This window comes from Staphylococcus sp. AC872 (assembly GCF_979255425.1).
In genome coordinates, this window is sequence record NZ_CEEDKW010000006.1 from 17249 (window position 1) to 40357 (window position 23109).

The following is a 23109-nucleotide window of genomic DNA, read 5'->3' on the forward strand; positions in this document are numbered from 1 at the left end:
CATTCTCTTACAACTTTAATAATAACCGACTCAATCAATGATGTCGAATATTTGATAACGTTTACATTACTATTATCAGAAATATTCAAAAAATATGATTGAGTCTAGAAATACTAAACTCAATCATATTTATCTTAATCGTTAATGTATGGAAATAGTTATTTTGCTAACACTACTTAATCAATCATCTAATCTTCCATTGTACTTAAATCACCTGCATCTAAATCTAACTCCCAAGCTTTTAATACACGGCGCATAATTTTACCAGAACGTGTTTTAGGTAATTTGTCTTTAAATTCAATTTCTCGAGGTGCTGAATGTGCTGATAATCCTTCTTTAACAAATTGTTTAATACTTTGTTTTAATTCATCTGATGGTTCATAACCTTCTCTTAAAGCTACAAACGCTTTAATGATTTCACCTCGTACTGGATCAGGTTTACCGATAACACCTGCTTCGGCTACTGCCTCATGTTCTACTAATTTTGATTCTACTTCGAATGGGCCGACACGTTCACCGGCAGTCATAATGACATCATCAACTCTACCTTGGAACCAGTAGTAACCATCTTCATCTTTATAAGCAGAGTCTCCTGAAACATACCAATCACCAATAAAATATGAATCATATTTTTCTGGATTTTTCCAGATAGCATGCATCATTGAAGGCCATCCTTTTTTAATGGCTAGGTTACCCATACGATTTGGAGGTAACTCATTACCTTCATCATCAACAATTGCCGCTTCAATACCAGGTAGCGGTTTACCCATTGAACCTAATTTAATATCCATAGCTGGATAGTTCACAATCATATGTCCACCTGTTTCCGTCATCCACCAAGTATCTAACACACGTTTATGGAATACATCTTTAGACCATTTAATTACTTCAGGATTTAACGGTTCACCAACAGATAAAATTGAACGTAGTGATGATAAATCATATTTATCTACAACATCATCACCAGCACTCATTAACATTCTTAAAGCAGTTGGCGCAGTATACCACACTGTCACTTTAAAGTCTTGAATCATTTTATACCATTGTTCTGGAGAGAAGCGTCCGCCAACAATACAATTTGTCACACCATTTAACCAAGGTGCAAAAACTCCGTATGACGTACCAGTTACCCAACCCGGGTCTGCTGTACACCAATACACATCATCATCTTGTAAGTCTAAAACATATTTACCTGAAATGTAATGTACTAACATGGCTTTTTGGACATGTAATACACCTTTAGGTTGTCCTGTAGACCCAGATGTATAATGTAAGATGAGGCCATCATCTTCATTTAACCATTCAATTTCAAAATCTTCACTTGCTTCTTTAAAGGAACGATTAAAATCTACATAGCCTTCTTCAACATCATCATCGACAACAACAATTTTTTCTAAATGTGGTAATTTATCTTTTGGGATTCTAGGTAACAATGCTTTATTTGTAATGATTACTTTTGCTTCACTATTTTCTAAGCGATCTGCAACAGCTTTTTCCATAAATGCTTCGAATAAAGGTCCAACGATTGCACCAATTTTCAAAATTCCTAAGAAAGCGAAATACAATTCTGGCGTTCTTGACATAAAGATAAATACTCTATCCCCTTTTTTAACATCAGCTTCATTTTTTAATACATTAGCTGCCTTATTTGAGTATTTTTTCATATCTTCGAACGTATATGACTCATGACGTCGCTCATCCTTATAATTGAGCGCCACTTTGTCTCCCTTACCCTCATCAACATGTCTATCGATACATTCATATGCCATATTGATTTTTCCTGTTTTACTCCAAGAAAAGGCTTGTTCAACATTCTTCCAATCAAAATCTTTGTAAGTTTGCTCATAATCTTGCATGTTATAATTTCCAGGTTCGCTTTGATAAACTTCAACTTTCATAAGAAAATCCCCCTTCAACTTTATGTAATCGCTTTCTTTAAAATGAATTATACATATAATTGTCGCATTATTCAAAACATTTATTTATTAATCACAACATTTTTGTTATATTACAAGAAAATAAGTATAATAATAGTAAGGATTTGAGGCAATTTGATGAGGATGTGAAAAAATGAAACACATTAAAACTTATGTTACTGATAATATTGAAATTGATAATGTCAAATACAAAATTGAAGGCCCTGTTTCACACTCTTTTTTGAAAACGCTTACTTTTGATGAAGGACTTAATGCATTTCGTTCTTCTAAAGAACAATTTGAAGCATTGTTAGAAATTACTACATTGCCTGAAGGAAGAGTATATATTATACGACTAGAGCAACATATAATCGGTTACGTTACCTATCATTATCCTGATGAACTTGAAAGATGGTCTACTAGTCATCTCCCTTATTTATTAGAACTCGGTGCAATTGAATTAAGTAAATCGTATCGCCATCTGCATCTAGGTGGTCGATTAATTCAACTTAGTCTTTCTGGAGATGAGTTTGAAGACTTTATTGTACTTACTACTGAATATTATTGGCATTGGGATTTGAAGTATGCACAGTTAGACGTATTCGAATATAAACGGCTCATGCAGAAGTTAATGCAAAAAGGTGGTCTAGAAGTATTTGCAACAGATGACCCTGAAATTACCAGTCACCCGGCTAATTGTTTAATGGCAAGAATTGGTAAACGTATCACATTAGATCAACAACATGCATTTGATGATATTAGATTTCAAAATCGCTTCTTTTATTAGTTGTTTGAAAGGGATGATCTTATGAGTACTAAAAATAGAACAGGTTATGTTTATTCAGATGATATATTAAAATATAGATTTAATAACGAGCATCCTTTCAATCAAATGCGTTTAAAATTAACGACTGAGTTGTTGTTAGATGCACAATTTTTAACAAAAGAAAACATATTAGAACCAAGAATTGCAACTGATGATGAAATTGGTTTGATTCATAAATATGATTATATACAAGCCATCAAACATGCATCTCACGGTATATTAAGTGCCGAAGAGGCTAAAAAATATGGCTTTAATGAAGATACAGTTCCTTTTAGACACATGCATCAACATTGTGCACGAATTGTAGGTGGCGCGCTTAATTTAGCTGATAAAATTATGGATGGCACTTATACAAATGGTTGTCATTTGGGTGGAGGCTTACATCATGCCTTAGCCGGTCGAGCAAATGGTTTTTGTATTTATAACGATGTTGCTATTACAGCCCAATATTTAGTTAATCGCTATAATCAACGCGTTATGATTATAGATACAGATGCACACCATGGAGATGGAACGCAATGGAGTTTTTACACTAGTAATGAAGTTTTAACTTACTCTATCCATGAAACAGGTAAATTTTTATTCCCAGGATCTGGTCATTATACAGAACGTGGTGAAGATATAGGATATGGTTATACTGTCAATGTGCCTTTAGAACCCTATACGGAAGATGAATCATTTTTAGAATCTTTCAAATCAACAGTTGAACCTGTCATAGCTGCATTCAAACCTGATATTATCTTGAGTGTTAATGGTGTCGACATCCATTATAGAGACCCATTAACACATATGAGTTGTACTTTAAGTTCACTTTATCACCTACCATATATGCTTAAGGATTTAGCTGAAAAATATACAGAAAATAAAATAATTATGTTTGGTGGTGGAGGTTATAATTTGTGGCGTGTTGTTCCACGTGCATGGAGTCATCTATATTTAAGTTTAATTAATGAACCAATTCAACAAGGCTACTTACCTCTAAATTGGATTAATAAATGGAAGCATTATAGTTCAGTAACACTACCTAAAAGATGGGAAGACCGTTTGAATGACTATACTTATATTCCACGCACTGCTGAAATTTCAGAAAAAAATGCACGTATATCGAATTTAGTTGCCAGTTGGTATGACCTTTCAAATTAAAAGCACACCGCATAAACGGTGTGCTTTATTTTTAACTATTTAGTTGTTCCTCTATATTCAATTCTATGTGGTAAAATCACGTTGGGTTCATCAATTTCTTCTTCGTTCATATATTTCGTTAGTAATCTCATACCAACAGCACCGATGTCATATAATGGTTGAATCACACTAGATAATTGTGGTCGAACCATTTCAACTAAACGCGTATTATTAAAACTTACAATTTGTAATTCTTCAGGTACTTTAATACCTGCATCTAATGCACCATGTAAAATACCGATAGCTTGTTCATCACTAATAGATAAAACTGCATCTGGTAAATTATCTTTAATTTTATCGAAGACTTTCATACCTTCTTTGTAGCTTTCAGCTCCTGATAAATGAAGTGACTCATCTAATTTTAATTGATTTTCAGATAATACTTTATTTAAACCTGAAAGTACATCTTCTTGTGCTTTTTTAGAATAATCGCCACCAACTAATGCAAATGATTTAGCACCTTGCTTTATAAGTTGTTGTGTTACCTCTTCAGCTGCTTTTTCAAAATCAATATTTACTGACGCAACATGGTCATCCTTACCGTTTGTACCTGATACAACAACCGGAACTGAAGATTGATTAATAAGTTCTTTGATTTCTTCTGAAATGGTACCCCCTAAGAAAATAATGCCATCAACTTGTTTGCTTAAAAGATTATTAAAAATCTCTTTTTCTTTTTCTGAATCATTATCAGAATTGGAAATAATTGAATGATATTTATACATCGTTGCAATGTCTTCTAAACCACGTGCAAGTTGAGAATAATACACATTAGAAATATCAGGGATAATGACACCTACAGTCGTTGTACGTTTACTTGCAAGTCCACGTGCAACAGCATTTGGTCGATAGTTTAATTTTTTAATAACTTCATTTACTTTATTTCTAGTTTCTGGTTTAACATTTTGATTTCCGTTAACTACACGAGAGACCGTTGCCATCGATACTCTAGCTTCTCTAGCTACGTCATATATTGTTACAGTCATAGTTTCCTCCTTGAAAGCGCTTCATACGCTTTAGTATCATGTTTTCATATTATTTTCAAAGTTTACCATATTTAGAGATTCAGTGAAATAAATTTGTTTTGACGTTCACATTTCTGTCAGATTTTTAGTTTCATTACTCATTAATAAAATGACTTCACTACCATGAAAAGCAACTATGATATAACTCAACAGAGATTCAAATTAATTTTATTAATAAGTACTTTTATATAGCCACTTTAATGATCATATTTGTTACATAAAAAGAAACCTAGAACATATTTATGTTCTAGGTCAATGCTTTATTTAAGCTTCTTATCGTTATACATGTCAGCTAAAGGTTTTAATTCTTTATAGAATTCATTGAATTCATTTAAATCCATTTGTTGACCTGCATCACTTAAAGCAACAGAAGGATCCGGATGTACCTCAGCCATAACACCATCAGCACCAACCGCTAATGCTGCTTTTGCAGTTGGTAACATAATATCTTTTCGACCTGTACTGTGTGTTACATCAACCATTACAGGTAAATGTGTCCCTTGTTTTAAAATAGGTACTGCAGAAATATCTAATGTATTTCTAGTTGCTTTTTCATATGTTCTAATACCACGTTCACATAGAATGATATTTCTATTACCTTGAGAAGCAATATATTCAGCTGCATATGTGAATTCTTCTATCGTTGCTGATAATCCACGTTTTAAAAGAATTGGTTTATTTGTACGTCCTGCTTCTTTTAATAATTCAAAGTTTTGCATGTTACGTGCACCAATTTGGAAAACATCAAGATATTCATCAGCAATTTCAAAGTCATTTGGGTTCACGATTTCACTAATAACGTTTAAATTATATTTATCTTTAACATTTTTTAAAATCTTAAGTCCTTCAACACCTAAACCTTGGAAATCATATGGAGATGTACGTGGTTTAAATGCCCCGCCACGAATGAACTTTTCACCTTTTGCTTGTAAATCTGCTGCTACAGCATCTACTTGCTCTTGTGATTCAACTGAACATGGACCGAATACGAAAGATTTATGTCCTTCACCGAACATGCCACCATTGTCAAAATGAACAATCGTATCTTCTGGTTTTAATTTACGAGATACGTATAAATGCTTTTCGTTTTCTGATTTTTGTAAGTCTGTAGAGGCTTTAAAAATTTCTTTAAATAATTGTTTAATGACATTGTCGTTAAATGGTCCTTTATTTTTATCTAAAAGGTCATTGATCATTTCTTTTTCACGTTGTGGATCATATACGCGTGTTCCCTGCTTGATTTTTTCTTCCCCAATTTTTTGTGCTAATTCACCTCGACGGGATAGCAATTCTAAAATCTGATCGTTAAGCGAAACAATTTCTTGTCTGTACGTTTCTAATTTATTACTCATAGTTACTTCACCTCTATCTTATAGTTGCACATTTATATGTATCACTTTAAAGCGATAAATTAAATGTATTTACGAATCATTCTAACAATTAACATTTTATAGTTCAAGCTCTAATTGTTAGAATTGATTAAATTTTCTAAAAATATACGTATATTCTTAAGTATTATGACAACTCTTTTTACGAAAATAAAAAGAGCAGAACGTCATCTATCCTGTTAATGAATAAATGATGGGTTCCACTCTAAAATGATACATTTAATTTCACTTTAAAAATCAAATACTAATCAATGAGTGCTTATATTTATATCATAATATTAACTCATATTAAATACAAACTAATTAGTCATTGAACGTACGTTTTTCAATTTTACTAGTCGTTTTTTCTACCTTTTGTTGTGTTGGTTGTTGTTTACCTTGTTGCTTTTGATTTTTATTTTGACTTGGTGTTTTTGTTGATTGTTTTGACGTTTTCGTTTGTGTCTTATTTTTGTTATTAGATTTTGTTGATGCGTTATTTTGACGTGTTACGACACCTTTATCAAATTGTGCTTTATTTTGTTTTTTTGAAGATTGCTTATTAGTTGTTTGACTTGATTTACTATTTTTTGTGTCATTAGTTGAAGATTTAGTTACTAAGTTAGGCACTTTAGTCATTTTTGATTTGGCAATAGGTGCCTCTGCTAATAAAGCGTTTGTTAATTGTGATTCTTTAGAACCTTTAGTTAACTTCGCTTGTTTATCTTTGGCTGCTGTTGCTAATCTATTAGCGAATGAGCCATCATTAGCTTTTGAACTATTTTGATTTGTTTGATCGACTAAACTTGGCGTAGTTTGTTTGTTGTTTTTAGCTACGTCTTGTTCTTTAGTAAATGCATTAGTGTCTGCCAATACTTGTGAATCATTGTTCATTTTTTGTTTCTTTGTATGAGCCGCACTAGCTAATTTATCAGCATTAGATGTTTGTGTTGATTGTTCTTTAGTTTGAGATGGATCTGATAAAGATGATTCTTCTTTAATAGCAGATTGTGCCATAGCAATTTCTTTGTCAGATACATGCTTATTGTTATCAATATTAGAATTTGCTTGTTTACTTTTTGCATCTGCTTTTGCTTCTTGGATTTCTCTTGCTTGTGGTGATTGATCTGCTAATGTATCATGATTCGATTCTGCTTGAATCGCATTCTGTTGTGCTGCAAGTTCCTTTGATGAAGGTGTTGCAGTTTGTTGATCATTACGCATAGCTTCAACTTTTGCATCTTGAATTTCACGCGCTTGTGGTGATTGATCTGCTAATTGGTCATGATTTGTTTCAGATTTAATTGCATTTTGTTGTGCTGCTAATTCAGTTGCACTCGCACCAACTTTTGAATGATTGTCAGCTTCTAATTTTGCTTCTTGGATTTCTCTCGCTTCAGGAGATTGGTCTGCAAGATTATGATCACTCACTTCTCTTTGAATCGCTACTTTTTGAGCTGATAATTCATCTGAAGAAACACCATTATTAGATTTATTTCTAAAGTTTTCTACTCGTGTTTTAACCGTTTCAATATGTTGTTCAGCTTGTGATTTATAATTTAATGCTTTTTCACGTAATTCTTTTTCTTTTGCAATAGCTTGATCTGCTTTTTCAAAGACTTTCATCTTATAGTATAAACCTAAAGCAGACCCTACAATTGCTCCTGTAATAAAGCTAACTACGAAATCTTTACGTTGTGGTGATTGATTATTTATACGAGTATGACGGCTGTATAAATCATTTCCAGTATTATTTCTTTCAAAATCATCACGATTATAGTGTTCCATGATTTATTCCTCCCTATAACAAATGCACTTAAACAAGTAACAACCTCATTTAAGTGCATTTAGTTCATTCTTATTAATTATTTATCAACACGAGTAGTGTAACTATGATCTGTATCATTTGCTACTGTGTTTGCTTTGTAATTTGCACTTCCTCGACGGTAGTGTCTATTTTGCCATTTGTCAGCAATTTCCATTGCAACATTTGACCATTGTACTACTTGAGAAATTTTATCTTCGTTTTGAGAAACATTGTGCGTAATTGAGTTAGTTACACGGTCAACTGAACCGTTTAATGTTTGAACTGAGTCACCGATACCTTTAACAGCATCTACTACAGAATTCAAACGATCAACTTTACCTTGAATGTCTTCAGTTAAACGGTTTACTTTATGAAGTAAGTCCGTAGATTCTCTTGTAATACCTTGTACTTGACCTTCAACACCATCAAGTGTTTTAGCCACGTGATCTAAATTTTTCTTAACAGAAATTAACACTACAACGATACCGATACATAAAATTAAGAACGCTATCGCAGCGATAATTCCGGCAATTGGTAAAATCCAATCCATTAAAAACGCCTCCTAAATACCTAATTATAAAATTCATTAATATTTAATACCCTTGAGAAATCATTATAAACATATTAGAAATCTTTTTTTACACCAATTTTATTTAAATACGCTTTTTGCATTTTTTGGATGTCACCAGCACCCATAAATAAAATAACTGCATTATCAAATTTTTCTAATACATCTATACCACTTTCATCAATTAAAGCTGAACCATCAATACGGTTAATTAAATCTTGAATAGTTAATTCACCAGTATTTTCTCTTATAGAACCAAAAATTTCACATAAGAAAACATGGTCTGCTGCACTTAAACTCGTTGCAAATTCTTCTAAAAATGCTTGAGTTCTTGAAAATGTATGTGGTTGGAATACTGCAATAACTTCTTTTTGTGGATATTTTTTTCGAGCTGTTTCAATTGTAGCATTAATTTCTCTTGGATGGTGAGCATAATCGTCTACTAATACTTGATTTGATACTTTTGTTTCATTAAAACGACGTTTTACACCACCAAAAGTTTCTAATGCCTCTTTAATATTATCAATATTCATTTTCTCAAGATAACTAATTGTAACAACAGCTAGTGTATTTAAGATATTATGGTCTCCATATTGTGGTGATAGGAATTGACCATAGAATTCACCATTGATGTAAACGTCAAATTGAGAACCTTGTTCTGTAATTTGAATATTTTTAGCGTATACATCATCAGTTTCATTAAATCCATAATAATAAATGGGTACATCTGCTTCTAATTTTCTAAGGTATTCATCGTCACCCCAAGCAATAATTGCTTTTTTAACATTATGCGCCATCTCTTGGAAAGCATCAAATACGTCTTCAACATCTTTGAAATAATCTGGGTGGTCGAAATCAATATTTGTCATAATTGCATAGTCAGGGTCATAGCTCAAGAAATGTCTACGATACTCACATGCTTCAAATGCAAAATAATCACTACCAGGTAATCCCATTCCAGTACCATCACCAATTAAAAATGATGTCTTTTTGTCGCCATTCATTACATGTGATAATAAGCCTGTTGTAGATGTTTTACCATGTGCACCTGTAACAGCAACAGACGTGTATTGATTAATTACATGACCAAGAAAATCATGATATCTAATCACATCTAATTTAAGTTGATGTGCTTTAACAATTTCTTCATGACTATCAGGAAAGGCATTCCCTTGAATTATCACCATGTCTTCTTTTATATTATTCGCATCGAACGGTAAAATTGTTATGCCTTTGTTTCTTAGAGCAACTTCAGTGAATACATAAGTTTCTATATCTGAGCCTTGCACCTCATGTCCAAGATCATGCATAATTTGTGCTAATGAACTCATGCCGGAACCCTTAATACCGACAAAATGATAGTGTGTCATTATAAAACTCCTTACTAAATTTTAATCTTGATTTAAATCCGCCTCAGTAATATAAACATCTCTAGGTTTAGAACCGTTAGCTCCAGAGATATATCCCAATTGTTCTAACTGATCTATGATTCTCGCTGCTCTATTATACCCAATTTGGAAATGTCTTTGTACTAATGAAGTAGATATATGTCCTTCATTAATCATGAACTCACACACATCATCAAATAAATCATCTTGTGCTTGAGTTTGTGTTTTCTTTAATAATTCCTTTTCTTCAAATAAATACTCAGGTTCACGTTGTTGTTTAATGAAATCTACAACATCGTCTATTTCTTCATCTGAGACAAATGTACCTTGAACACGGATTGGTTTATTCATTCCGCCACCTAGGTAAAGCATATCACCATATCCTAGTAGACGTTCTGCACCACCGCTATCAAGTATAGTTCTAGAATCTACACTCGATGATACCATAAATGCAATTCTAGTTGGAATATTAGCTTTTATTAATCCTGTAATGACATTAACTGATGGACGTTGAGTAGCTACTAACATGTGAATACCACATGCACGTGCTTTCTGAGCAATTCGTGCTATAGATTGTTCAACTTCTTGTGGTGCCATCATCATTAAGTCGGCTAATTCATCTATTACTATAACAATTTTAGGCATTCTTTGTTCATATGATGCTTTTTTATTAAATGCAGTAATATTTCTCACATGATATTGTGCAAATAATTTATATCTGCGTTCCATTTCTTCAACTGCCCATTTTAAACTTTGAGTGGCAGCTTTAACATCTGTAATAACTGGTGATACGAGATGAGGTAAATCGTTATACGGTGCTAATTCCACCATTTTTGGATCAATTAATAATAACCTTAGTTCTTCAGGATGATTTTTATACAGTAAAGACATCAAAATACTATTAATACATACTGATTTACCTGAACCAGTCGCACCTGCAATCAGAGCATGTGGCGTTTTAGCTATATCCATTAATAAAGGTTCATTGTTAATGCGATATCCCATTGCAACTGTTAATTTTGATTCCGCATTTTTAAATGGTTCTGAATCTACAATCGATCTCAAATTCACTTTAGCTGGATTTTGATTAGGCACTTCAATACCTACAAGACTAGTTCCTGGTATTGGTGCTTCAATACGAATATCTTTAGCAGCTAATGCCATCTTAATGTCATCTTGTAGTGCGGTAATTCTTGATACTTTTACTCCTTTTTCAACTGACAATTCAAAGCGTGTTACACTTGGGCCTTCAGTGACATTTTGTACTTCAGCTGGCACATTGAAGTAATACAATGCATCATTTAATTCCTGTTTCTTATCATCGATCCATTCTTCATTAACTTCATGTGGCTCAGGTTCTTCAAGTAAATCATAACTTGGTAATTTTATATTTGGTCCTTTTCGAATTGTAGGTTTTTGTACTTGAGGTTCTTCTGAATTACCTGACGTTTCTTGCTCATTAAGATGATTGATTCCAACTTGACTATCATCTTGATGATGATTTAACTCATTGTCAGTAACATATGATGAACTATTTTGTTTACTTACTACAGATTGATTATCATCAACATGAATTGATTCTGTAGACGTCGTATTCACAGCTTCCGAATGAGTGTTTGGTGTTGAATGACTCATTTGAACACTTTCAGAAGAATGACTTGCTTCCTGATTAGAAAACGGCTCCGATGTACTAGTATGATGTGACATTGATGTTGACTTAGTATCTTCGCTAGAACGCGATGCTTGTTTCTTATCTTCTGGTGCTAATTCAGGAACATTAACTCTTTTACCTTTATTCTTATCCATCATTCGCTTTTTATCTGATGGTGTCATTACGACATTAAATGGTTTACCACCAGTAACACGTTTCTTAGGTGTACTGGAATGTTGAGTTTGTAGTGAGTTGGATTGTTTATCAGAACTACTTGTATTTTCAGAATTTGATTCAATTTGCTCTTTAGTACTAGATTGTATTGATTCAGATGATGAATGGTTTGAACTATTATCTCGTTGGATATTTTCATCTATTGATGACATTGATTCATATTGACGTTCAGAAGTACTTGCCACATCCATTGGCTTAGCTGATGACATACTTGTATTATCACTAGAAGTCTCGTCATTATTTTTAGTTGAGTCACTTTGATTTTCTGAAGCGCTATCTGATTCTGATGATGTTTCACTTTTTATATCGGATTGACGTTTACGCTTCTTAGCATATTCTATTTCATGATCAACACTTTGTGTAACAGCATTATGCCCTCTTCTTTGTTGCCAATGATGCTCACTAGATTTTTGTTGAGATTCACTCGCTTTTTGTGACATTGATATTGGCTCAGAAGTTACATGATTAGCTGAAGAGTCACTTTCATCGATTTCACGATATTCTGCATCATCAACGTGATTAGATAATTCAGGTTCACTATTAACCATTTCATGACCCCTGTCACCATTGTCATAACTTTGCGTTTTATCCTCAGAATCTTGTTGTACGATTTCATCTTCAGTTGCGTTATCTATTGAATGATGCTCCAATTGATCCTGTACAGAATCATTATCATTATCATGATTGACTGCGTCAGATACCGTAACATCATCATCATTCACTTCGTGTCTTTGAGTGATATCATTTAAATCTATTTCTTCGTAATTATAGTGATGATTAGATTTTTCTTGGTTATCTGTATCTAATACAGTAGAGTCATCTAATTTATCCTCTTCTATATTACTATTGCTATTAGCAACGCTATCATTAAACTCTTCTTGATCTTCGATGTCTAATGAACTATCGCCTACATATTGTTGTGCTTGTTTAGCATACATTTCATCTATTGCTTTTTGGATACTATCCTCATTAGACTCTTGATTTTGTTGTCTTTTTTCTTGTAACGCTTTTTTAAATCGACGTTTCTGAAGGACTTTACTTTCACGTTCTCTACGAATTTCTTCGACAATTTGTGATGCATAAATATTATTAATATTTATCGTATTATCCTTTTTAGAATGATTTGGTGTAGTAGTCGATGCTACATTTTCATTACCTGTAGATAATTCATTATTAATAGTATTGTAATTTGATTGCTGTGAATCTTGATGTTGCTGTTGAGCGTTTGCCTTTGAATTAGATGAAAACGCTCTTGAATTCTGATTTACATAGTCTCTATCATTTCGATTATCTACTGTTACATGAGTGCTATTTTCCCCACTATCTTTAGGTGGTATAACACCATTTTCAATCGGACGTCTTTGTTTCGTGCCGAAAATGGCAGACGGTACTTCTGACGCTCTAAAATCACTTTTGTGATATGTATATTCAGATTGAGTTTTATAATTAGATTTAAATCGTTCAGATTGTAATTTCATCCTAGGTTGCGTGTTGGACGTTGTATTATGATTTTTCGTACTCGAATTGCCAAGTGACGTAGGAGAAATTTGACGGTGTGTTGATGTCGTTGTATAAGGATTGGGATCTTTCTTCTTTCTAGATTGATAACCTTTAGATTGATAACTAGAATCGAAACTACCTTCTTCATTGTCATGATTTCTTCTACGACGATGTCTTTTATTGTCTTGAGTACGGAATTCCTCTATATCATGATTGACATTTGACCGGTGCACATCTTGAGTAGTTGTGTTTTCAGACTCCGCATTTCCTGATTCAAAACCTTCCATTGGGAAACGAAACTTCCCTTTTGGACGATGATAGATATCATTATTTTGTGGCAGTAATGAGTCATGATGAGTATCATTCGATTGATTTGCCTGGCGTCTTTTATTTTTATTGCGCAATATATCTTCATTTGAATCATTATCTTCGCCAAATAATTTATCAAACCAGCTCATACTTTCACTACCTTCCTTTTTTATTCAAAAAATGCTTGTCCAATTTCATAACTATCATCTAATACCATGATACCTTTTTCTTTAGGGGCATTTGGTAAATTTAGCTCTTTCATAGAACAAATCATTCCACTAGATGCAACACCTCTAAGTTCTGCATCTTTAATGACCATACCACTTGGCATAACTGCTCCAACTTTTGCAACAACCACTTTTTGTCCTTGGTCAACATTCGGTGCACCACAAACAATTTGTAATGTGTCATTACCAACGTTTACATTAAGAACACTTAATTTGTCTGCATCTGGGTGTTTTTCTTTAGTTTCAACATAACCAACAACAAATTTAGGTGATAAATCTGCATTTAACTCAAACGTAAAACCATTGTTTTTTATCATTTGCTGTAATTGTTCAACAATATCTTCTGTTAATTTGATATGACCATTGCCTTCAATTTGAATATGATTTGAAATATTAAAGAAATTATATCCAACTACTTGGTTATCATCTTCTTTAGTAATTTCTACAACATCATTATTTTTTCTATAATTAAATTCACCTTCTGCAGGTTCAATTTGTAAGAAAGCAACGTCTCCTACACCATTGGGATTATAAAATAAATTCATACTTTTTCTCCTTTTTATTTATTTTTTATCATTAAATTTTTTACGATTTGCTTCTAATCTCTGAATCACGTTTGGGTCTCTTTTTTGCTTATTGTTTTTACCTAAAATGAATATTGGTTCAAGATGACCTTTATCGTAACCAAATGATAGTGACGTGATAGGTACAAGACCTTTAGTGAAAAATTCCATAGTTAAATGCGCCATAACATCATAACCTGTTTTATTACGAATGTCCGCAATAACTAATACATCTTGATGTGGCACTGCTACTAACATTTCACCTTCACATTGATCTTGAATATCATTTAAAAAAGAAGTATTTAAAATACGACTTGCATCATAGCCATCATTAGAATTAATAAAATAAAAGATATTTCCTTTAACTTCATCTGTACTATATTGATTGTTTAATTTTCTAACATTGAATAAAGACATTTCTTTGACTTGTTGTTGTGTCATATTTAACGTTTCTAACATGCTCTCGTCTATGAGTCGATAAGATTTACCTAAATCTAATGCATAGTAAATATTTGTTTCTGCGGTGTGATTTTCATAAATAAAGGCATTGCCTTCTTTAGTCTTCTTATCAAAACTCGTAGCACGGATTACTGGCATAATTTGAATATCTTTAAGTTGTTCAAGTCCCTGATCCGCCATTTGTGCAATTGCTTCGTCTATATAATAAATAATTTCATCAACTATTTTTTCTTCTTTTTCTTCATATTTTGCGACAATAGCATTTAATTTAATTGTGACACCTTTATGATTGTCTTTTCTATAAATTCTTAATGTTTCATCTTCACGATCAAATTTATAATTAACGTCTAAATGGTTTAAACGTTGTTTAATTTTATCTCTCATTTGAAAGACATTCATTTATAACACTCCTATTTCGCACCTCTTAATAGTTTACAATAAAACAATGGATAGTAACAGAAAAAAACAGGTTTTTAAATATATTTTTCAACTATTCAATTAAATATATTGTGATAAAAATGTATCAATTTGTTCGATGGATTTTCTTTCTTTACCAATATAACTTCCTAGCAATTCACCATTGCGATAAACTAAGAAACTTGGAATCCCCATAATCCCATTTTCAATACAAATATCTATAAATTGATCACGATCTACTGAGACAAATTTAAACGATGGGTATTTCTCTTCTAATTGTGGTAATTCTGGTTCAATAACTTTACAATCTGGGCACCAATCAGCTGTAAATTCAAACACCGTATTGTCTTGTTTTAATTCTTCAAATTGTTGTTCTGATTCTAGTTTTAACACGATCTCCACTCCTGTAAATTAATGATATTGTAACGTTTCAATTTGTGCTTCGTTTAAATTTATAATTGCTTTATTTAATAGTTGTCTAGCTGCATAGTAATCTCTAATATCAAATACAGCATCCGTACTATGAATATAACGTGCACACACACCTATAACAGCTGTAGGAATTCCTTCATTTGCTTTATGAATCTCGCCTCCATCAGTTCCACCTGGAGACATATAATATTGATGAGGAATATCATACTGATTGACTAATTGAAGTAAATAATCTCTGAACGAAGGTCTTAAGATCATTGTTCCATCTTTAATACGAATCAATGTCCCCTCCCCTAGCGCACCGGATAACTGATTAGGACCTTTTATATCATTTGCAGGAGAACAATCCACTACAAACGCAACATCCAGTTTAATAAGTTCAGCAGATGCTTTAGCTCCGCGTAGGCCAACCTCTTCTTGAACATTTGCGCCAACATATAAATCTACATCTAATTCGATATCTTTCAACAATTCTAATATCTCTATCGCGATGAGACAACCATATCGATTATCCCATGCTTTAGCACTAAATCGATACTTCGATAATTGTGTAAATGGTGTGTCTGGAACTATTGTATCGCCTATTTCAATACCCCTTTTTCTAACCTCATTAGCCGTCGTAGCACCAATATCTAACATTAAATCACTAATTTGAGGTACACCTTCATTTCCACTTCTAAAGTGTTTAGGTATATTAGATACAATTCCTGTAATTTCTTCATTATTACGACTTTTCACTTTGAGTCTTTGACCTTGCCAAATATCATTAGCAACGCCACCAAGGTTTGTAAATTGAATCATACCATTATCGGTAATCTGTGTAATCATAAATCCAATTTCATCCATATGAGCAGCTACCATCACACGTTTTGCTTTCGGTTTAGCGGATTTTTTCACTCCAAAAAAGCCACCCATTTTATTATCAATAAACTCATCTACAAAGGGTGTCATTTGATCTTTCATATATGTTTTAATATCATCTTCAAAACCTGGTGCACCATGTAATTCAGTAAGATGTTTTATTCTATCTAGTGTTATACTTTCATTTATAGTCATTTAAAGCTTCACTCCTTATAACTTATTATATCATCTTCATTATGGTAAACTAATAATATGAATTATGAATAAGGGAGATACAATGATGAAGTGTTTAAATTGTAAAAATATATCTATCATAGGTGCTTGTACGGTTGTAATCATATCAGCTGGTATCGTTGCATACCTAGCTAAGAAAAAATATTATAACCCCGATAAATTATTAAATGAAGTTAAAACTTATTTTATGGACGTTAAAGGCTCATATATCGTACATCAACCTCTCAACGATCCTAACATTAACGCTAATAGACCAGTTTATCTTGGTGGCATAACTGCAACTAAAAATGGACAACTTGTAGATTATGATTTTTATGCAGATGCCTATTCAGGTGAAGTGTTGAATATTATAGAATTATAGACTACACATTAATATAAAATTAAAGGTTATAGATTGTTCACTCAAAAATATTGAGATTCTTGAACAAAGCTATAACCTTTCTCATTGTTTTAGTATAGTCTATATGCACGTTTAACTGTTTCTTTAATATTGTGCTTATCAGATTCAAATTTTAGTGCAAAGTAGTTCTCGTCATGATAAAACAAGAACCAATAATCATTAAAAATATAATACGGAATACATCTTTCTTTTTCTTGAATAGATGTCATAGGATAATCATCATATGCTGTAACCCATAGTGGGTTACGATGAGCCAAGGTTGGGAAAATGTCGGCCATATGTACTGCTTTTTGCCCTTCGCTTTCGATAGTGATGATACAATGACCAAAACTATGTCCACCAGTATGAATCATTTTAATACCTGGAACTGGTTCGATTTCATCCTTAAATAAAATAACTCTTTCATCATAGTCACCTTGATTTTCCTTCCAATATGTTGCCTGACTACGTATATTAGGTGCTAGAAACTCATGCCATTCATCTTGTTGAATATAATGTGTAGCATTTTTAAACAGAGCGTGTCCATTTTCATCTGTAAGTCCCGCAGCATGGTCAAAATGTAAATGAGTCATTAAAACCAAATCAATATCATCAGGTGTAAGTCCAAAATACGCTAATTCTTCTTTAATAAAACTTTCTTGTGTAACACCACTATTTCTTTTTTGCTTGTCAGTTAACTTATTATTTCCAATACCTGCATCTATTAAAATATTATATTTTGGGTGTCGAATGAGAATTGGATGTGTAGGCGTATGAACTTGATTCTTGTCATTCACTTTATATTTTCTTGTCCAAAGTGGTTTAGGAACCACACCAAACATTGCGCCACCATCTATATGCGTATTTCCTCCATTTATATCATCGATTGTTAATGCACCTAACTTCATAAAATCACTTCCTTATTTCAGTTTTTATACATTCAAACTTAATTATAATCTATAATATTTATAGACCATTAGCAATAAATGACTTAGTGCTATTATAGAATGACTACATGGCAATTCAGAACATATTTTAATAACAAAAAAGACAAGTCCCAGTTAAGGAACTTGTCTTTTTATTATATATTTTTATGAAATTTAGCTTCCATACGATAAATTCTAGAACCTTTTTCAGAAAACTTCTGTTCATATTCTGTTAATATATTATCTTCGTCGTCTTCATCATGTAAATTTAAATTCATCTTAGTAAAATACATACCAAATTGAGACATACTTTCTAAACTGAACGCAAAAAGACCTCTATTATCTGTTTTAAAATGGATTTCTCCGTCTTCAACTAAAATCTGTTTATATAGTGCTAAATATGTATGATATGTGAGTCTTCTTTTAGCATGACGTTTTTTAGGCCATGGATCAGAAAAATTAAGATAAATCCTAGAAACTTCACCATTTTTAAAGTATTCATTAAGTTCAATCGCATCATTACAAATCATTTTAAGATTCGATAAATTTTGCTCTTTTACTTTATCTAAGACCTTATACATGACGCTTTTTTCACGTTCCATTGACACAAAATTAATGTCTGGATGTTGTGCGGCAAGTGTTGTAATAAATTGTCCCATACCCGAGCCAATCTCAATATAAATAGGTTGCTTTTTATCAAACCATTCATCTATATGTCCAGCATGCGAACCATCCATATCCACTAAGTCTGGATGGTCTTTCAAATAATCTTCCGCCCAAGGTTTGTAGCGAACTCTCATACTCAATTTCTCCTTATATAAATAAGTTGCTATTCATCACTTCATTTAAAAATTCAAGCCAAGTATTCATATCTTTAAAACGCTTTTGTTCTTCGTACCATTGAACCATACCAATTGATTGAATAACTGTATACCACTTCATACGCTTATTTAGATTTAGACTTTCTTGAACGCCATATGTTTCAAACCACTTAGACCATTTATTTTCAGGAACGTAGTTGTAAAGCAGCATACCTATATCAATTGCAGGATCTGCTATCATAGCACCTTCCCAATCTACTAAAAATAGCTCGTCACGATCTGATAAAAGCCAGTTATTGTGATTGACGTCTCCGTGTACTACAGTGAAAAATCTTGAATCTAAATTAGGTATATGGTCTTCTAAATATGTTAATGCTTTTCTAACAACATGATGCGTTAATACTTCTCTTGAAAGAGATGCATTGATTTTATTCAACATAATTTCTGGTGTAATGGGTTCCATTTCCATTCTTTTCAGCATTGTCAATAATGGTTTGGAATTATGGATTTTCTTCAATATTTTGGCTACTCTAGGCTGTTGCATTTCGTTCGCTGTTAATTCGCGACCGTTTTTCCAATGTTGCGCCGTAACTACTTCACCAGTTTCAATTCTTTTCGTCCAAACTAATTTAGGTACAATACCCTCTGCAGATAATGCTGCAATAAAAGGATTAGTATTTCGTTTTAAAAACAACTTCTGTCCATCTTGTTCAGCCATATAAGCTTCACCAGAAGCACCACCTGCTGAATCTAATGTCCACCCTAACTGATAAAACTGCTCCAACACGTTCACCTCACTTTCAATTAGAAAATGGCTCCAGAAATATGTTTTCAAGAGCCATATATTCTAATTTATAGAAACCGTATAGTCATATCTACACGCTCATTTAAATTAATTTTACAGTTTTGTGAGTTGGCTAATTTTTATATTTTTGTCCCTAAAAATATGCTTTAAAATTGCGTCCTCATTTTTTATCACTCATAGAAGATTTTATAATTTTTATCATTATATTTCAACTAAAAATGAGAAACTAAAAGACACATTTTACTAGTCCGCTCTTTTAAAAATTATAAAACTACTTTGACTTATATTATAACATATTTAGAGTGAGATAGTTGGAGAAATTTTGATAATTATTTAACTTATAAACTATGTGTTTTGATATATTCGTTAAATCCATCTTGAAGCTGTCTCGTAACGTCGCCTACATTGCCATTTCCGACATCTTCTCCATCAATCTTAACTACAGGCATGACCTCAGCTGACGTACTAGATATAATCACTTCATCTGCATTTTTTAGAAAATCAACTGTAAACGTTTCTTCAATAAATGGAATATTTTTATCTTCTGAAATCCATTTAATAACTTTTCTTGTAATACCATTTAAAATAAAGTTATTCACAGGATGCGTATACACTTTTCCATCTTTAATCGCATAGACATTACTTGAAGCACCTTCTGTAACTGTTTCACCACGATGTTGAATTGCTTCGCTCGCATTATATTTTACAGCAAATTCTTTAGCTAATACGTTTCCTAAAAGATTCAAACTTTTAATGTCACAACGTAACCAACGAATATCTTCAGTGGTTACAGCATAAATACCTTTTTCTAAATCTTCAAACGGTCTGTCATAACTCTTAGTAAATGCCATTAACACAGGTTTCACAGGCGGCGTTGGGAAAGAATGTTCTCGTGGTGCAGCACCACGTGTTGCTTGAATATAAATCCCTCCATTTTTAACACCGTTAACATCTAATAATTTACGTACTAATTCAATTAATTCATCGACTGTATAATTAAGGTCTAATCCTATTTCATTAGCACTTCTTAAAAATCTCTCAAAATGTTCTTTAACTGTAAATAACTTACCTTCGTATGCACGAATATATTCATAGATACCGTCTCCAAACACGTAACCTCTATCTTCATATGAGACCTTTGCTTCTTCTTGTTCTAAAAATTCACCATTAATAAAAACTTTTGTCATAAATTATCCCTCCACACATAATGAGTAAATCGCCTCGAGATAAATACTCGTTGCATTAAATAGTTGCTTTTTCGTGATGTATTCGTTTTTCTGATGCATTAAGTCTTCAGAGTCGCTAAACATTGCGCCAAATGCCACACCTTTGTCTAAGTTTCTCGCATAAGTACCGCCACCAATTGTATACGGTTCTGTCATATCTCCAGTTTGGTTTCTGTATGCAGTCACTAATTTTTGAACAAATGGATCATTTTTATCCACATAATGTGGCTTTTGTACTTTACCCATTTCAATTCTAAATCCTAATGCTTCAATTTCTTTTGAGAAACGATCAATAGCTTCTTCAAATTCGAAGCCTTGAGGATATCTTAGATTCACACCAAAACGTCCTGCATTTTCATTATCATAAGTCATCACACCAATATTTGTAGTTACATCACCCATAATATCAGTATGGAATTTCATTCCCATTTTTTCTCCAAAGTGAGACTCGTGTAAATATTGGTTACTAAAGTTTACAAAATCTTTTGCACTTTTATTTAAATTTAACGTAGCTAAGAATTCTAAAAGATATAGGCCTGCGTTAATTCCTAAAGAAGGATCCATACCATGAACAGCTTTACCTTCAACAGTTAATATAAGAATACCACTATCTACAGTACTTTCACCTTGAAGATGATGCGTTTCTAAAAAGTATTCAAAGTTTTGAATTACATCAGTCATGTGCTCTTTAACTAATACTTTAGCTTCTGCATGATCAGGCACCATGTTATAACGTTGCCCTGAATTAAACGCTAGTAATTCATAGTCTGGTTCATCTACATCTTCAGCCATTTCATTTTGTACTAAGTCAAAAGTCGTAATACCCTTTTCACCATGAATCGCGGGAAATTCAGCATCTGGTGCAAATCCTAAAGCGGGCATTTCTTCCGTTTGGAAATAACGATCGGTACATTTCCAATCAGATTCTTCATCTGTCCCAATAATAATATGAATGCGTTTCTTCCAATCTACTTTCATATCATTTAATATCTTCACAGCATAGTAAGCCGCAATCGTAGGCCCTTTATCATCTAATGTGCCTCTAGCAATGATAGCATTGTCAGTCACTACGGGTTCGAACGGATTTGAATCCCATCCATCGCCAGCTGGTACAACATCAACATGACAAAGAATACCTAATACATCGTCACCTTTACCCGCTTCAATTCTACCAGCGATATGATCAACATCATGCGTAGAAAAGCCGTCTCTTTCAGCAATTTGATACATATAATTTAAGGCTTCTTTTGGGCCAGGGCCTACTGGTGCATCGTCGTTTGCTTTACTGTCATCTCTTACACTCTCTATTGACAATAATCCATTTAGATCTTCAATGATTTGGTTTTCGTATTCTTGAACTTTTTCTTTCCACATTCGAATTCGACTTCCTTTTTTAATAAGTTATTTTCCATTTTACATGAAGTTACACCGAAACTACAGTAAGATGTTAGAAAAATTACTAAATTTTCTAAATTTTTATTACAAAAAAATGCCTGTACACATTTAGCTTAAAAACGTGTACAGGCATATAAGTGATTCACAATTATTTTTTATCTTCTAAGGCATTTTTATTATTTTTTAAATCTTCTTCTGATACGACGCGTAAATTATTATTAGCTGTAGCGCCACCTTCATCATCAAATTTACCTTCTTCTAAATCATCAGCTTTATTCTCATCTAATTTTGTGAATCTAGTTTTTTCTTCTTCAAAGAATGCTTTTGGATCATTTTTAATTCTTTCTACGTAACCTTTTGGATTACTTTTAACATCTTGAATTGTTTCGTTAGCTTTAGAACTAATTTGGTTTGCAAAGTCTTTAGCATTCGCTTTATATGATTCTGGATTTTCTTTGTATTGATTATATTGATCTTTTAATTTGTCTCTGCTTTCTTTACGAGATAATAGAACTGCTGCTGCAGCACCACCTAAACCTAATACTACTCTAAATAAATTTGTACCTTTTGCCATATTCAAACACCTTCTCT

The 23109-nt window shown here is 32.6% G+C and carries 20 protein-coding genes; 3 read left to right on the forward strand and 17 right to left on the reverse strand.

Annotated elements, in window-relative coordinates:
- Window positions 1-188: 188 nt before the first annotated feature.
- Window positions 189-1898 (reverse strand): acetate--CoA ligase, encoded by a 1710-nt coding sequence (gene acsA / locus ACZ267_RS09760; protein ID WP_015364898.1) that lies wholly within the window; start codon window positions 1896-1898, stop codon window positions 189-191.
- Window positions 1899-2070: 172 nt separating this feature from the next.
- On the opposite strand from acsA, the gene ACZ267_RS09765 reads away from it, so the two are divergent.
- Together ACZ267_RS09765 and ACZ267_RS09770 are read left to right on the forward strand one after the other, a co-directional pair.
- Window positions 2071-2703 carry a GNAT family N-acetyltransferase gene (locus ACZ267_RS09765; protein ID WP_002467408.1) on the forward strand — a complete coding sequence of 211 codons (633 nt, stop codon included), beginning with the start codon at window positions 2071-2073 and terminating at the stop codon, window positions 2701-2703.
- 21 nt (window positions 2704-2724) lie between these two features.
- Window positions 2725-3885 (forward strand): acetoin utilization protein AcuC, encoded by a 1161-nt coding sequence (locus ACZ267_RS09770; protein WP_015364897.1) that lies wholly within the window; start codon window positions 2725-2727, stop codon window positions 3883-3885.
- Window positions 3886-3920: 35 nt separating this feature from the next.
- Here the strand turns inward: ACZ267_RS09770 and ccpA are convergent, their stop codons facing one another.
- From ccpA to ACZ267_RS09820, 10 genes are all read right to left on the reverse strand, one after another.
- A complete protein-coding gene (gene ccpA / locus ACZ267_RS09775; RefSeq protein WP_015364896.1) occupies window positions 3921-4910 on the reverse strand; it encodes a catabolite control protein A in 990 nt (329 codons plus the stop codon).
- 299 nt (window positions 4911-5209) lie between these two features.
- A complete protein-coding gene (locus tag ACZ267_RS09780; RefSeq protein ID WP_015364895.1) occupies window positions 5210-6301 on the reverse strand; it encodes a bifunctional 3-deoxy-7-phosphoheptulonate synthase/chorismate mutase in 1092 nt (363 codons plus the stop codon).
- Window positions 6302-6640: 339 nt separating this feature from the next.
- Window positions 6641-8104 carry a coiled-coil domain-containing protein gene (locus tag ACZ267_RS09785; protein ID WP_002467405.1) on the reverse strand — a complete coding sequence of 488 codons (1464 nt, stop codon included), beginning with the start codon at window positions 8102-8104 and terminating at the stop codon, window positions 6641-6643.
- 77 nt (window positions 8105-8181) lie between these two features.
- The gene (locus ACZ267_RS09790; protein ID WP_002467416.1) at window positions 8182-8673 is read right to left on the reverse strand and encodes a DUF948 domain-containing protein; all 492 of its coding nucleotides are present in this window, start codon (window positions 8671-8673) and stop codon (window positions 8182-8184) included.
- Window positions 8674-8747: 74 nt separating this feature from the next.
- Window positions 8748-10061 (reverse strand): UDP-N-acetylmuramate--L-alanine ligase, encoded by a 1314-nt coding sequence (gene murC, locus ACZ267_RS09795; protein ID WP_002467396.1) that lies wholly within the window; start codon window positions 10059-10061, stop codon window positions 8748-8750.
- A 21-nt stretch (window positions 10062-10082) separates the two neighbouring features.
- Entirely contained in the window at window positions 10083-13922 is a 3840-nt protein-coding gene (locus ACZ267_RS09800) for a DNA translocase FtsK (protein ID WP_079449151.1), read from the reverse strand.
- A 20-nt stretch (window positions 13923-13942) separates the two neighbouring features.
- Complete coding sequence (gene ytpR, locus ACZ267_RS09805) at window positions 13943-14545, reverse strand: YtpR family tRNA-binding protein (protein ID WP_002467403.1); 603 nt, start codon at window positions 14543-14545, stop codon at window positions 13943-13945.
- An 18-nt stretch (window positions 14546-14563) separates the two neighbouring features.
- A complete protein-coding gene (locus ACZ267_RS09810) occupies window positions 14564-15421 on the reverse strand; it encodes a DUF1444 domain-containing protein (protein ID WP_002467410.1) in 858 nt (285 codons plus the stop codon).
- A gap of 99 nt (window positions 15422-15520) precedes the next feature.
- Window positions 15521-15832 (reverse strand): thioredoxin family protein, encoded by a 312-nt coding sequence (locus tag ACZ267_RS09815; protein WP_002467409.1) that lies wholly within the window; start codon window positions 15830-15832, stop codon window positions 15521-15523.
- Between the two features lie 18 nt (window positions 15833-15850).
- Window positions 15851-16927, reverse strand: a complete 1077-nt coding sequence (locus tag ACZ267_RS09820; RefSeq protein WP_079449153.1) for a M42 family metallopeptidase — start codon at window positions 16925-16927, stop codon at window positions 15851-15853.
- An 85-nt stretch (window positions 16928-17012) separates the two neighbouring features.
- Here ACZ267_RS09820 and ACZ267_RS09825 point away from each other — a divergent pair, with 85 nt between their 5' ends.
- Window positions 17013-17327, forward strand: coding sequence for a PepSY domain-containing protein (locus tag ACZ267_RS09825; protein WP_015364892.1), 315 nt, complete (start codon window positions 17013-17015; stop codon window positions 17325-17327).
- Between the two features lie 89 nt (window positions 17328-17416).
- On the opposite strand, the gene ACZ267_RS09830 is transcribed toward ACZ267_RS09825, so the two are convergent.
- The 6 genes from ACZ267_RS09830 to ACZ267_RS09855 all read right to left on the reverse strand — a co-directional run bounded on the left by ACZ267_RS09830 (window position 17417) and on the right by ACZ267_RS09855 (window position 23092).
- Window positions 17417-18253 (reverse strand): YtnP family quorum-quenching lactonase, encoded by an 837-nt coding sequence (locus ACZ267_RS09830; protein WP_002465598.1) that lies wholly within the window; start codon window positions 18251-18253, stop codon window positions 17417-17419.
- Window positions 18254-18426: 173 nt separating this feature from the next.
- Window positions 18427-19071, reverse strand: coding sequence for a tRNA (guanosine(46)-N7)-methyltransferase TrmB (trmB, locus tag ACZ267_RS09835; RefSeq protein WP_002465599.1), 645 nt, complete (start codon window positions 19069-19071; stop codon window positions 18427-18429).
- Between the two features lie 13 nt (window positions 19072-19084).
- The gene (locus ACZ267_RS09840) at window positions 19085-19876 is read right to left on the reverse strand and encodes a phosphotransferase family protein (RefSeq protein WP_015364891.1); all 792 of its coding nucleotides are present in this window, start codon (window positions 19874-19876) and stop codon (window positions 19085-19087) included.
- A 359-nt stretch (window positions 19877-20235) separates the two neighbouring features.
- Window positions 20236-21084, reverse strand: coding sequence for a D-amino-acid transaminase (gene dat / locus ACZ267_RS09845; RefSeq protein ID WP_015364890.1), 849 nt, complete (start codon window positions 21082-21084; stop codon window positions 20236-20238).
- A 3-nt stretch (window positions 21085-21087) separates the two neighbouring features.
- Window positions 21088-22497 carry a dipeptidase PepV gene (gene pepV, locus ACZ267_RS09850; protein ID WP_015364889.1) on the reverse strand — a complete coding sequence of 470 codons (1410 nt, stop codon included), beginning with the start codon at window positions 22495-22497 and terminating at the stop codon, window positions 21088-21090.
- A 169-nt stretch (window positions 22498-22666) separates the two neighbouring features.
- Window positions 22667-23092 carry a YtxH domain-containing protein gene (locus tag ACZ267_RS09855; protein ID WP_002466185.1) on the reverse strand — a complete coding sequence of 142 codons (426 nt, stop codon included), beginning with the start codon at window positions 23090-23092 and terminating at the stop codon, window positions 22667-22669.
- Between the last annotated feature and the right edge of the window lie 17 nt (window positions 23093-23109).